The 13183-nt window shown below is 67.2% G+C and carries 11 protein-coding genes; 5 read left to right on the top strand and 6 right to left on the bottom strand.

Translation table 11 applies throughout. From position 1 onward, the window contains the following. From C8C93_RS17080 to C8C93_RS17065, 4 genes are all read right to left on the bottom strand, one after another. Window positions 1–936 (bottom strand): ATP-binding cassette domain-containing protein, encoded by a 936-nt coding sequence (locus C8C93_RS17080; RefSeq protein WP_121507680.1) that lies wholly within the window; start codon window positions 934–936, stop codon window positions 1–3. A gap of 117 nt (window positions 937–1053) precedes the next feature. Continuing rightward, window positions 1054–2190: a GGDEF domain-containing protein gene (locus C8C93_RS17075; RefSeq protein WP_121507679.1), complete on the bottom strand. Its 1137-nt coding sequence runs from the start codon at window positions 2188–2190 to the stop codon at window positions 1054–1056. Between the two features lie 24 nt (window positions 2191–2214). Further along, window positions 2215–3696, bottom strand: coding sequence for an AMP nucleosidase (locus C8C93_RS17070; RefSeq protein ID WP_055396354.1), 1482 nt, complete (start codon window positions 3694–3696; stop codon window positions 2215–2217). Window positions 3697–3764: 68 nt separating this feature from the next. Next, a complete protein-coding gene (locus tag C8C93_RS17065) occupies window positions 3765–5837 on the bottom strand; it encodes a bifunctional diguanylate cyclase/phosphodiesterase (protein WP_121507678.1) in 2073 nt (690 codons plus the stop codon). A gap of 164 nt (window positions 5838–6001) precedes the next feature. Between C8C93_RS17065 and C8C93_RS17060 the strand changes: the two genes are divergently transcribed. The 5 genes from C8C93_RS17060 (at window position 6002) to C8C93_RS17040 (ending at window position 11807) form a co-directional block, all read left to right on the top strand. Then, window positions 6002–7282 carry a DUF4010 domain-containing protein gene (locus C8C93_RS17060; RefSeq protein ID WP_121507677.1) on the top strand — a complete coding sequence of 427 codons (1281 nt, stop codon included), beginning with the start codon at window positions 6002–6004 and terminating at the stop codon, window positions 7280–7282. A gap of 33 nt (window positions 7283–7315) precedes the next feature. After that, window positions 7316–8719, top strand: coding sequence for an ATP-dependent RNA helicase DbpA (gene dbpA, locus C8C93_RS17055; protein ID WP_121422158.1), 1404 nt, complete (start codon window positions 7316–7318; stop codon window positions 8717–8719). 391 nt (window positions 8720–9110) lie between these two features. Beyond that, window positions 9111–9854: a GntR family transcriptional regulator gene (locus C8C93_RS17050; protein ID WP_121507676.1), complete on the top strand. Its 744-nt coding sequence runs from the start codon at window positions 9111–9113 to the stop codon at window positions 9852–9854. Between the two features lie 120 nt (window positions 9855–9974). Next, window positions 9975–10985, top strand: coding sequence for a tripartite tricarboxylate transporter substrate binding protein (locus C8C93_RS17045; RefSeq protein WP_121507675.1), 1011 nt, complete (start codon window positions 9975–9977; stop codon window positions 10983–10985). A 30-nt stretch (window positions 10986–11015) separates the two neighbouring features. Further along, the gene (locus C8C93_RS17040) at window positions 11016–11807 is read left to right on the top strand and encodes an amidohydrolase (RefSeq protein WP_233559468.1); all 792 of its coding nucleotides are present in this window, start codon (window positions 11016–11018) and stop codon (window positions 11805–11807) included. A 54-nt stretch (window positions 11808–11861) separates the two neighbouring features. Here C8C93_RS17040 and C8C93_RS17035 read toward each other — a convergent pair whose 3' ends face one another. Beyond that, the gene (locus tag C8C93_RS17035; protein WP_121507673.1) at window positions 11862–12551 is read right to left on the bottom strand and encodes an ankyrin repeat domain-containing protein; all 690 of its coding nucleotides are present in this window, start codon (window positions 12549–12551) and stop codon (window positions 11862–11864) included. A gap of 41 nt (window positions 12552–12592) precedes the next feature. Beyond that, window positions 12593–13087 (bottom strand): heme-binding protein, encoded by a 495-nt coding sequence (locus C8C93_RS17030; RefSeq protein WP_121507672.1) that lies wholly within the window; start codon window positions 13085–13087, stop codon window positions 12593–12595. Between the last annotated feature and the right edge of the window lie 96 nt (window positions 13088–13183).

Here is a 13183-nt window from a genome sequence, read left to right as displayed (position 1 = left end):
TCACTCCCGGATCTGCCGCCCCGTGAGCTTGAGGAACAAGTCTTCCAGATTGGCCGGCCGGTGCAGCGTGCGCAGGTGGCCGTGTGCGGCCAGGGCCTGCAGCAGCGGCTGGGCGTTCTGGGTGTAGAAAAACACCGTCTCGCCGCTGATCTCCACGCGCGCGGCCAGGGCACGCAGCGCGGCGTCTTCGGCCATCTGGACGGCCCCCACGCCGAACACCTCCACCACATCCGGCTCCAGGTGCTGGGCGATCAGCTCGCGCGGGCGGCCTTCCGCAATCTTGCGGCCGTGGTCCAGCACCAGCAGGCGCGAGCACAGGCGCTCGGCCTCGTCCATGAAGTGGGTGGTCAGCAGGATCGACTTGCCTTGCTGCAGCAGCAGTTGCAGCCGCTCCCACATCAGGTGGCGGGCTTGCGGGTCCAGGCCGGTGGTGGGCTCGTCCAGCAGCAGCAGGCGCGGGTTGTTGACCAGCGCGCGCGCCAGCGACAGGCGCCGCTTCATGCCGCCCGACAGCTCGCCCGGCTTGGCGTCGGCCTTGTGGGTGAGGGCTGCGAACTCCAGCAACTGGGGTACACGCTCGTCCATCACCGGGCCCTTCAGCCCAAAGTAGCGGCCGAATACGCGCAGGTTCTCGGCGCAGGTGAAGTCCGGGTCGAGGGTGTCGAACTGCGTGACCACACCCAGCTGCGCCTTGATGGCCAGCGCATCGCGTGGCATGTGCAGCGGTGCGGTGCCGGGCTTGGAGGTGAAATGCACTTCGCCGCCATCCGGTGACGCCAGGCCCAGGCACATGCGAATGGTGGTGGTCTTTCCAGCACCGTTGGGGCCGATGACGCCCAGGCATTCGCCGGGAGCAATCGCGAAGGACACGTCGTCCACCACCGTGGTCTCGCCATAACGTTTGCGCAGGTGCAGAGCTTCAAAAAGTGCGGTCATGGAGAGATTGTGTGCGACGTGGGCATACCCGGTGTTGCGCGCAGTCGTTGTGGCAAAAATCAACACTTAGCGCAGGTGGATAGTGCACTGATTGCTATCAAAAGAGGATCAATTGGCTCAGTCCGCTGCGACCAGCCGCCCACGGCCCGCCGTCTTGGCTGCATAGAGGGCGCCATCGGCACGGGCCATCAGTTCCGCCAGGGCGGCCTCACCGGGCTGCAGGACGGCCATCCCGGCGCTGTAGCTCAGCGCAAAGCCCAGCTCGGCCACACTGGCTGCATGCAGGCGCCTGCGCAGTCGCCGGTCCAGGGCCAGTCCGGCGGGCTCGCTGTTGTGCAACAGCAGCACACCAAACTCCTCGCCACCCAGGCGGCCAACCAGGTCGCCGCTGCGGCAGGTGTCGCCCAGCAGTCGGGCAAACAGTTGCAGGGCGCGGTCCCCGGCCTCGTGGCCATGGGTGTCGTTGACCTGCTTGAAGTGGTCCAGGTCCAGCATCATTGCCGTCATGGGCAACTGGTGGCGTGCGGCGTGGGCCAGCAGGCTGCTGCCTTGGGTGGTGAAGCCGCGCCGGTTGAGCACGCCGGTGAGGCCGTCGGTCATCGCCAGCGTGCGCAGCTTGTGTTCTGCCTCCGACCGCCACGCTACCAGCAGGGCGACGGTGCCCAGCACCAGGCTCACATTGGTGGCCACAGCAGCTGCCAGGTTGACGGGATGGGGCGTGCGAAAGCTCGGATACTGGTCGGTGAAGGCGCCCAGCATGCCCCGCGACAGCGTGAAAGCGGCCGACGTCAGCAGGCAGCCCATCAGCAGGCTGCGCCAGCGCAGGTTGGCCTCCACCACGGGCGCCAGGGTGGCGCGCGCAACGATGCACAAAATGGTGGCCATCAAAAAGTTGGCCCAGCCCACGCGCCAGGCATAGTGCCCAAAACCCAGGGTGTAGCCCAGTGGGGCGGCAATCACCAGCACCAGCAGCACGCGGCGCAAGGGGCGGGGGCCCAGCCATTCCTCCAGCGCCCGGTACAGCATCCACTGCGCGGCTGCGTTGCAGGCAATCGACAGGGTGGATAGGGCCTGGTCCCACAGGGTGGCCGAGGCGATGATGGTCGACCAGGCCACCGCCTGCAGCAGCATGCTGGCCTGCATGTTGCGGGCCGCGCGGCTCACGTCCCGGCCCATGATCAGTGGCAGCGCGGCCGAGATCATGAACAGGTTGGCCGCCATGACCGTCATGAGGGTGAGGAAATCCAGTGGCATGCGCAGCGGCCTCGGGCCTGTCGTTTACTGAAATGCGACCTCGGCAAAGCTGCGCAGCTTGCGGCTGTGCAGGCGGTCCACGCCGCCGTTGCGCAGGATCTCGATGGCGCGCATGCCGATGCGCAGGTGCTGGTCCACCCGCTCGCGGTAGAAGTGGTTGGCCATGCCGGGCAGCTTGATCTCGCCATGCAGGGGTTTGTCGCTCACACACAGCAAGGTGCCATAGGGCACGCGGAAGCGGAAGCCGTTGGCGGCGATGGTGGCGCTTTCCATGTCCAGCGCCACGGCGCGGCTCTGGCTGAAGCGGCGCTGCGGCGTGTTGTCGGGCAGCAGCTCCCAGTTACGGTTGTCGGTGCTGGCCACGGTGCCGGTGCGCATCACGCGCTTCAGGTCGGCGCCGCTGATCTGTGTGACATCGGCCACGGCCTGCTGCAATGCGAGCTGGATCTCGGCCAGCGCCGGGATGGGCACCCACAGCGGCAGGTCTTCGTCCAGCACATGGTCCTCACGCACATAGGCGTGGGCCAGCACGTAGTCGCCCAGCTGCTGGCTGTTGCGCAGGCCCGCGCAGTGGCCCAGCATCATCCAGGCGTGGGGGCGCAACACAGCGATGTGGTCGGTGATGGTCTTGGCGTTGGCGGGGCCTACACCGATGTTGACCATGGTGATGCCGCTGCTGTCTGCGCGCACGAGGTGGTAGCCGGGCATTTGCGGCAAGCGCGGCGGAGCTACGCCCAGTTCGTCGCCGGGCTGGGCACCCAATCCCACGCGGCGGGTGACCACGTTGCCCGGCTCGATGAAGGCGATGTATTCACTGTCGGGCTTGGCCATCTCGGCGTGGCCCAGGCGCACAAATTCGTCGATGTAGAACTGGTAATTCGTGAACAGCACGAAGTTCTGGAACCACTCGGGCGCCGTTCCCGTGTAGTGGCGCAGGCGGTGCAGCGAGTAGTCCACGCGCGGCGCGGTGAACAGCGACAGCGGCTGCGCCTCGCCCGGGCGGGCCTGCCAGGTGCCGTTGGCGATGCCGTCGTCCATGGCAGCCAGGTCGGGCAGGTCGAACACGTCGCGCATCAGCATGCGGCGCTCGGGCGTCAGCGTGCCCTCGATGTGGTCGTGCTCGGCAAACGAGAAATGGATCGGAATGGGGTGGGCGCTGGTGCCCACTTCCAGCTCCACGTTGTGGCTGGCGCGCAGCAGGCGAAACTGCTCGGCGTAGTAGTGAGCGAACAGGTCGGGCCGGGTGAGGGTGGTTTCGTAGCGCCCTGGGCCTTCCACAAAACCATAGGCCAGCTTGGTATCGGCCCGCGCCACGGTGGTGGTGTGCACCCGTACAAAGGGGTAGAACGCGCGCACGGCGCCTTCGGGCGTTTCGCCCGCCACAAAACGCTGCATGGCGTCGCGCAGGTGGCCAATCTGTTGCTGGTAAATGCGCTGCACCTGGGCCAGTGCGTCGGCCGGGTCGGTGTGGCGGGTGGGGGCGATGAAGTCGGGGATGAGGGGCATGCCCCTATTGTCCACAAGCCGGGAACGTGTCTGTGTGACGGCCCCGGGAAGTGAGCGGAAACAGGTTCTTACACCGGCAAATCGCGCATCCAGCGCTGGAGCGCCACGGCATCCAGCGGCACCGACACCACATGCCCCTGGATCAGGTCACACCCCAGGCCCTTGAGCAATTGCACCTGCGCCGGGGTTTCCACCCCTTCGGCCACGGTTTTGAGCTGCAGGCTGCGGGCCATCTGAATGACGGCCGTGACGATGGCCACGTCGTCGGGGTTGCCGGGCGTGTCCACCACAAAAGACCGGTCGATCTTGAGGCTGTCGATGGGGTAGCGCTTGAGGTAGGCCAGCGACGAATACCCTGTGCCAAAGTCGTCGATCGAGATGCCCACGCCCAGCGCTTTGAGGGCATTGAGGGTGTCCAGCACCTGGCCGGTCTGGTGCATGAGCACGGATTCGGTCAGCTCAATCCCCAGGTACTGCGGCGCCAGGCCGGTATCGCGCAGCGCCGCAGCGATTTCGCCAGCGACATCGCGCTGGCGAAATTCGAGGGCCGACAGGTTCACCGCCACGGGCACCAGGGCCAGGCCCTCGTCCTGCCATTCCTTAAGCTGGCGGCAGGCCTCGCGCATCACCCAGCGGCCGATGGGGGTGATGAGGCCGCGCGATTCCGAAAAGGTGATGAACTCGTCCGGCCCCACCAGGCCGCGCTGCGGGTGGCGCCAGCGCACAAGAGCCTCCAGCCCCTGCAGGGAACCGTCTTCCAGGCTGATCTGGGGCTGGTAGTGCAGCACAAAGGCGTTGTCCACAATGGCCTCGCGCAGAAGGCGCTCGTGCTGCAGCACGTCGATGGCGCTGGCTTCCATGCTCGGGGTGTAGAACTGGCGGTTGCCGCGGCCACTTTCCTTGGCGTGGTGCATGGCTGCATCGGCGCAGCGCAGCAGTGCATCGCCGGTGGTGGCGTGTTCGGGGAACAGGCTGATACCGATGGAGGGGGACACCGTCAGCGGCACCTGGCCCAGGGTGAAAACGCCGTGCATGGACGCCAGCAGCTTGTCGGCCACCCGGGCGGCATCGTCAGGGCCCTGCACATCGGTCAGCACCACCACAAACTCATCGCCGCCCAGCCGCGCCACCACGTCAGCGTCGCGCACGCCCTGGCGCAGGCGTTCGGCCACGTTGCACAGCAGCTGGTCGCCTGCATGGTGGCCCAGCGAGTCGTTCACCGTCTTGAAATGGTCCAGGTTCACAAAAAGCACGGCCGCACGGCCGTGGCGCCTGCGGGCCAGCGACAGCACCTGCGACAGCTGTTCCATCAGGAAGTGGCGGTTGGGCAACTGCGTAAGCGTGTCGTGCAGCGCAATGAAGGCCTCGCGTTCCTGGGCCTGCTTGCGGGCCGTGATGTCACGCACCACCACGATGCGGTAGTCGGCATGGTGCAGTGGCATGGTCTTGCCCACCACCTCCACGGGAATGGCGTGGCCGTCCTTGTGGCGGATGGTCACTTCGTAGGGGTCTTCGCGCCCGGTGCGCGTGTAGTCCAACGCCACGGCCCTCCATTCGGGACTGATGAAGTGGAAGATGGAAAACCCCACCACCTCCTGCAGCGCATAACCCGTCAGGCGGGTGAGTGCCTCATTGCCGTCGGTGATGATGCCGTCGCGGTGGAACACGATGGCCTCGTCCGTGGCCTCGGTGAACTTGCGCATGCGCTCTTCGCTCTGGCGCACTTGGCGCTCCGCGCGCCAGCGCTCAGTGATGTCGGTGATCAGAACGAACGAGCCCAGCTGCTGCGCGCTGGCGTCAAAGTGCGGGATCAGGTTGACCTCGATCATGCGGGCCTCGCCATTGGGCAAGGTCTGCTCACGTGTGTACTTCACATGTTCGCCGCATGCGGACCGTTCCACATGCGGCTGGATGGCCAGCCAGGCCTTGTCGCCGATGGCCTCCTGCACCGTAAGGCCCAGGATGGATTCGGTCGTGTGGCCGTTGTAGGCGGCATAGCCTTGGTTGGCGAACTGGCAGCACAGGCCGGGCAGGTTGTAGTAGGCCATCAGCGCGGGCACGGAGTCTGCAATCAGCCGCAGCAAAGCATCGCTGGAGCCACGGGGGCCAGGGGTGGGGGCTGCGTTGGTAAGGTCTTGCATGGGCAGGCGCTGATGGGTTTTGTTATAGCCGATAGACCTGACAGCAAGGCTTGGGGCAACTCCCCATGCAAGTTTGCTGCGCGGGTGGGTGGGTTGCGGTGGGTCTTTCTGTCACCATGGGGCATTGCCACAAGAACAAAAGACAGGAAAGGTGCGGGAGTTCCATGCAGGAGTTCGGAGGTTTTTCCTCAGCGCTGGCCGTGCTGGCGAGCGCAGCGGGGTGCGGTTTGCTGATGGGTATTGAGCGCGAGCGTCGCAAAGGGGCGGGGCCCGACCGGGCGCTGGCCGGGGTGCGGTCGTTCACCCTGGCTTGCCTGGGGGGCGCGGCAGCTGCGCTCACGGCGGTTCCTGTGCTGGTGGTGGTGGGGGCCGTGTTGGTAGCGGCCCTCACGGTGGTGGCCTATGCGCGCGACCGCTCTGGCGACCCTGGCGTCACTACCGAGATCGCCTTGTTTCTAGCCTATCTGATCGGGGTGACCTGCGCGCGCGACCAGTTGCTGGCCGCCGCCCTGGCGGTGGTGGTGACGGGGCTGCTGGCGTTGCGGGACGTGTTGCACCAGTTTTCCAACCAGTGGCTGCAGCCCGGCGAGGTGCGCAGCGGGCTCATTCTGGCCGCCTTGGCTTTGCTGGTGTATCCGCTGGCCCCCAACACCCCCCTGTGGCAAGGCGTGCTGAACCCGCAGGTGGTGGTGCGCCTGGTCATCGTGCTGCTGGTGATCCAGTCGCTGGCGCACCTGGCCAAGCGACTGATGCAGGCGCGCCATGCCGTGGCGCTTTCGGCGCTGGCCTCCGGGTTTGTGTCGAGCACCGCCACCATCGGCAGCCTGGGTATGGAGGTGCGAGCGGGCCGCGCCACGGCGCGCACCAACGCAGGCGCAGCGGTGCTGTCGTGTGTGGCCACCATGGCCCAGATCGTGGTGGTGGCCGCCACCGTGCAGCCGCAGTGGCTGGCGCGGCTGTGGCTGCCCGCGCTGGTGGGTGCGTGTGTGGCGGCCGCCGTGGGATGGTGGGGCGGGCGCGGCGCGGCGCACCTGTCTGCGAAGGCTACGGACGCCGGTGCGGAGGTGGCGGTTGCTGTACCCCCTGACACCCCCATGTTCAAGCTGCGCGATGCCTTGCTGATTGCGGCTCTGCTCACGGGCATTCAGGCCGGTGTGCAGGGGCTCACGGCGTGGCAAGGCGACGCGGGCATGTTGGCGGGCGCGCTGCTGGCGGCCTTGGCCGACGTGCATGCCGCCACGGCGGCCGTGCTGGTGCGCGGCGGCCCGCACAGCGCGGCCGCACCCGCCATCGCGCAGGCCCTGATGGCCGCGCTGCTGGTGCATGCAGGCAGCAAGTGCGCGGTGGCCCTGGCCAGTGGTGGCTGGCGCTACGCGCTGGCTGTGGCACCGGGCGTGCTGGCGCACACCCTGGCTTTTGTGGGGGTGTTGGCCCTGCAGGCATAGCGGCTGGTGAAGGCGGGGCCGGATAATCGACCCATGACCTCCAAAGAAAACCAAGCCCGCGCTGATTTCAGCGCGCTGGCCCTGAGCCCCGCCACGCTGGCCAACCTGCAGCAGCTGGGCTACACCACCATGACCCCCATCCAGGCGGCCAGCCTGCCGCCCGCGTTGCTGGGCAAGGACCTGATCGCCCAGGCCAGCACCGGCAGCGGCAAGACCGCCGCGTTTGCCCTGGCCCTGCTGGCCAACCTCAACCCCCGCCGTTTTGCGGTGCAGGCGCTGGTGCTGTGCCCCACGCGCGAGCTGGCCGACCAGGTGACCACCGAGATCCGCCGCCTGGCGCGGGCCGAAGAAAACATCAAGGTCGTGACCCTGTGTGGCGGCGTGCCGCTGCGCGCACAGACGCTGAGCCTGGAGCATGGCGCGCACATCGTGGTGGGCACGCCCGGCCGCGTGATGGACCACCTGGAGCGCCAGCACCTGTCGCTGGAGGCGCTCAACACCCTGGTGCTCGATGAGGCCGACCGCATGCTCGACATGGGCTTCTTCGACGACATCGTCGTGGTGGCCAAGCAGTGCCCCAAGGAGCGCCAGACGCTGCTGTTTTCGGCCACGTACCCTGAGGGCATCGCCAAGCTCAGCGCCCAGTTCATGAAGTCGCCCGAGCAGATCACGGTGCAGGCGCAGCATGCCGAAGGCAAGATCGAGCAGCGCTGGTACGAGGTGAAAAACAGCGAGCGCCTGCACACGGTGTCGCAGCTGCTCAACCACTTCCGCCCAGAATCGTCCATCGCCTTTTGCAACACCAAGCAGCAGTGCCGCGACCTGGTGGGGGTGCTGCAGGCCCAGGGCTTCAGCGCGCTGGCGCTGTTTGGCGAGCTGGAACAACGTGAGCGTGATCAGGTGCTGGTGCAGTTTGCCAACCGCAGTTGCTCGGTGCTGGTGGCCACCGACGTGGCCGCGCGGGGCCTCGACATTGCCAACCTGGCCGCCGTGATCAACGTGGATGTGACGCCCGACCCCGAGGTGCACATCCACCGCATTGGCCGCACCGGCCGGGGCGATGCCGACGGCCTGGCGCTGAACCTGGCCAGCCTGGACGAGATGGGCTCCGTGGGCAAGATCGAGCAACTGCAGGGCCGCGAGTCGCGCTGGTTCCCGGTGGCGGACCTCACGCCCACGGGCAGCGGCCCGCTGGTGCCGCCCATGGTCACCATCCAGATCATCGGTGGCCGCAAGGAAAAGATCCGTGCGGGCGACGTGCTGGGTGCGCTGACCGGCGAGATGGGCTACACCCGCGAGCAGATCGGCAAGATCAACGTGAACGACTTCTCGACCTACGTGGCGGTGGATCGCGCCATCGGCGCCCAGGCCGCGCAGCGCCTGAACCAGGGCCGCGTGAAGGGCAAGACCGTGAAGGCGCGGCTCGTCACGGACTGAGAGGCTGAGAGTCTTTTATCCATGCCCGCCTTGCACGCGAAAAAAACGCCCCGGCTCGTCGTTGCAAATGCTCGCCATAGCCCGAGCTGTGGCTGTGCTTTGCGCCCAGATCCGAGGCGTTTTCGCGCGCTTTTTGGGCTCGCCTAAAAACTCTCAGCCTCTGAGGCGCTCACGTGGGGCCAGCGCCGCTGCGCGGAGGCTGGCTGCGCTGGTGGCAGGTGAAAATTTGGGTGAAAAATGCTGCCAGCGCTTGATGGGTGTCATTTGTTGCTATTTTTTTGATAGTTACCAGGTTCTGCCCGGCGGCGGATCATTTCCGCAGCTGTTTTTTCACGCCGCCTGTGGCATCTGCGCATTGCACCAAGACCTATAGAGGACTATAGTTCTTGGCATGACCACATCCCACAAAGTTGTTGCCTTTGACAGTGCCCCGGGATTGAGCCGCTACGCCGCCCTGGCCGCCGCCCTGCGTGCCCGCGTGGTGGCAGGGGAGTGGCCACCCGGCTCGGCCCTGCCGGCAGAAAGCCTGCTGGCCACTGAGCACCAGGTGGCGCTGGGCACCATGCGCCGTGCGCTGGAACTCCTGGTGGCGCAAGGCCTGGTAGAACGCATACACGGCCGGGGCACCTTTGTGCGCCAAGGGATTGCCGGTGCGTCGATGCTGCGCTTTTTTAGGTTTGACAGCGGCAGTGGCGAAATGCCACGCTCGCGCATCCTGTCACGCCAGCGCGTGGCGGCCCCGGCCGCCGTGGCCCGCAGGCTGGGCTTGGCCACCGGCGAGATGGTGCTGCGGCTGCTGCGTTTGCGCCTGCTGGCCGACCAGCCCTGCCTGCTGGAAGAGCTGTGGTTGCCGCTGGATGTGTTTGCTCCCCTGGCCGAAGGCAGCACCGCCGAATGGGACGACCTGCTGTACCCCATGTTCGCGCGGCGCTGCGGCGTGCATGTGCACCGTGCCGTGGACGACATTGGCTTTGCCGTGCTGACGGCCGCTCAGGCCATCCCCCTGGGGCTGGCCGCAGGCCATCCGGGCGTGGTGGTGCAACGGGCCGCCTACGACCTGGGCGGGCGCTGCGTCGAATGGCGCACCACGCGCGGCGATGCCCATGCCTTTCACTACACCGTGACCATTACATGAACGACAACCGCGGGGGTGTCCGTGGCCTGGCAAGCCAGTTCCACACCACCTGCTGGACTTGGGGCGCCAGCTTCCTGCGGGGCCCCCTGAACGCCTGAAAACTCAACCAAGGAGACCTGTATGCCCCATCTGTCCGATCCTCTGACCCCCCCTGGTCTGTCGCGCCGCGCGGCGCTGGCTGCTGTGGGCGCCACCTTGGCCGCCCCCTGGGTGCACACCCGCGCCGCGGGCGTGGGCGGCGGACGCACCGTGACCCTGGTTGTCTCTTACCCGGCAGGCGGCGGTGCCGACCTGATGGCCCGCATCATCGCGCCCCGCATGGCCGAGGCGCTGGGCCAAGGCGTGGTGGTGGACAACAAGCCCGGCGCCAGCGGCCAACTGGCCGCATCGGCGGTGGCCCGCGCCACGCCGGATGGCACCACACTGCTGCTCGATGCATCGTCGTTCGCTGTCAATCCATCGCTCTACCCCAAGCTGCCCTACGACAGCAACACGGCCTTTGTGCCACTGGCCGTGTTGGCGACCTTTCCGAACGTGCTGGTGTGCCACCCGGGCTTCGGTGTCAATTCCGTCAAGGAGGTTATCGCACGCGCCAAGGCCAAGCCCGAGGACGTGGCCTATGCGTCGTCCGGCAATGGTTCGGCCCAGCATCTGGCGGGGGCGTTGTTTGAAGAGCGCGCAGGCGTGCGGCTGTCCCACATTCCCTACCGTGGGGGCGGCCCTGCCATGAACGACGTGATGGGAGGCCAGGTGCCGCTGTTCTTTGCCAATGTGGCCTCGTCACTTGGCCACATCCAGGCGGGCAAGCTGCGGCCGCTGGCAGTGACCAGCGCCGTGCGCGCCCGTTCGCTGCCCGATGTGCCCACCATGGCGCAGGCCGGCGTGGCCGACTACGAAGTGCTGGAGTGGAACCCCGTGCTGGCTCCGGCGGGCATTGCGCCCGAGGTGCGCACGCAGCTGGTCAACGCCATCCGCAAGGCGCTGGCAGACCCTGAGGTGCTGGGCCGCATTCGCGCGCTGGGCGGTGATGCCTTTCCCGATGCCACCCAGGCCAGTGCGGGCAAGTTCATCCAGGCCCAGCAAGCGCAGTGGGGCAAGGTCATCCGTGAGCGCAAGATCGTGGTGGGCTGACCCGTGAGTGCGCTGGCCATATCCACACCGTTGCGGGATGCCCTCGAGGGATGGGACACGCACGTCCATGTGTTTGATGCCGCAGCCCCGGTCCAGGCTGGGCACTACCAGCCTGCGCACCAGCCTCTCGAACGCATTGAGGCAGAAGCCGCGAAGCTGGGCGTGGGCCACCTCGTGTTGGTGCAGCCCAGCGTGTACGGCACCGACAACCGGCTGGTGCTCGACGCCCTGGCGCGCGAACCGGGTCGGCACCGCGCGGTGGTGGTGGTGGATACCGACATTGCCGACAGCGAACTGCACACCATGCACGCACTGGGCGTGCGCGGCGTGCGTTTCAATCTGGTGTCCCCCGTGGGCAACGGGGCGCAGGCCATGCAGGCGCTGGCGCCCCGCCTGAAGGCGCTGGGCTGGCATGTGCAGTGGTATGCAGCACCCGCCCAACTGGCGCAGATTGCCCAGCTGCATCTGCAAACGGGGTTGCATTGTGTGCTGGACCATCTGGCGGGAATGCACGCCGCCTTGGCGCAGGACGATGCGGCCTGGCAGGCGCTGGCAAGGCTGGCCGACCTGGGGGCGTGGGTCAAGCTGTCGGGCTGGTACCGCCTGCAGGCCGTGGCCCCCTACGCCGAACTGCACGGCGCGATCCGCCGCGTGGCCGGGCTGATGGGTGAGCGGCTGGTGTGGGGTTCGGACTGGCCCCATACGGCGTTTGCTCCGCACGCCATGCCCGCCTACGCGAGTGTGTGGGAACCGGTGGTGGAGGCCCTGGGCGCGGCGCGCGCCGACAAGGTGCGCGTGGCGGGCGCTAAGCTGTACCGCTGAAGCGAAGTGCGTATGGGGGCATTGGCATGGGTGCTTGCCGCACCCGCCGTCTCTTTACCTGGCGCCTGCCTCCGCCAGCATCCGCACCATTTCGCTGAAACCGCGCTGCCGTGCAAGTTGGAGCGGCGTGTTGCCCTGCCGGTCGGTCAGCGTTTGGCTCGCACCCGCCCGCAGCAGGGCTTGCAGGGTGGCTTGGTGGCGCGGGCCGCCGTTGCCCAGCACGATGGACTCGATGAGCGCCGTCCAGTGCAGGTTGTTCACATGGTCCAGCGGTGCGCCAGCGGCGATCAGCTGGCGCACCACGCCGTCGTGCCCCAGGTGGGCAGCGGCGATGAGCGCCGTGCCGTCGTAGCGGCTGGTCACCTGTTTGGCGCTGGCGCCCAGTTGCAGCAGCACGCGCAGCGTAGCCTCGTCGTCGGCCACGGCGGCAATGGTCACGGCGTCGTAACGGTCGTTTTCCAGCAGATCCAGGCCAGCGCCCGCTTTGGCAAGGGCGCGGATCGCTTCGGCCTGCCGGGCGTATGTGGCCACATGCAGGGGCGTGCGGCCATATGCGTCGCGTGCGTTCAGATCACCCTTTGCGGCAATCAGCTTGTTCAACGTCGGCATGTCGCCCCGCGCCGCAGCGGCATGCAGGCCCTGGTAGGCCGCTGTTTCGGCCGCCGTGGGAGGCACCTGGGCCTGGGCCGTGGTGGCACAGGCCAGTGCAGCGGCCAGTGTGAATACAAGGTTCCAGTGCTTCACGGGTGTCTCCGATGGCGTGCGTTGCAGGTGTGGGCGGGGGGTTACTTCAGCAGATCATGCACCTTGGCGATGCCGGCCACGGCGCATTGCTCGTCCAGGTGGCCGCCAGGCGCGCCGCCCACGCCTACGGCGCCGATGACTTCGTTACCCACCTTCACCGGCACGCCGCCGCCCAGCAGCAGGTAGCCAGGGATGTTCACCAGGTTGGCAGCAGCGGGGTTTTTCTGCGCGCCTTCCATCATGGCCAGCGTGGTGTTCTTGGCCGATGCCGAGGTGTAGGCCTTCAGGCGGCTGGCTTCCAGCGTGTGGGGGCCTGCGTTGTCGGCGCGGTGCACGGCGCGCACGGTGCCTGCGCGGTCCACCACGGTGGCGGTCACGTTGTAGCCGTTGGCGCTGCAGGTGGCGACGGTTTGCGCGGCGATCTGCGTGGCCAGGTCCAGCGAGATGTTCTTTTCGGTGCGTACGCCTTCGGCGCTGGCCGCTGTGGCGATCAGGGACAGGGTGAGGGCGGCGATGGTGGCGAGGCGGTTTTGCATGGTGTTCTCCGGTGTTTTTGACGTCGGTGCCACCCGTTGTGGCGCCGTGGGAGAACTGTAGAAAACGCTGCGGTTTTCAGCCATTCGGGCGGCTAC

The sequence above is a fragment of the Acidovorax sp. 93 genome (genome assembly GCF_003633835.1).
Classification (GTDB): Bacteria; Pseudomonadota; Gammaproteobacteria; order Burkholderiales; family Burkholderiaceae_C; genus Acidovorax; species Acidovorax facilis.
This window is presented reverse-complemented; position numbering and strand designations above follow the sequence as displayed.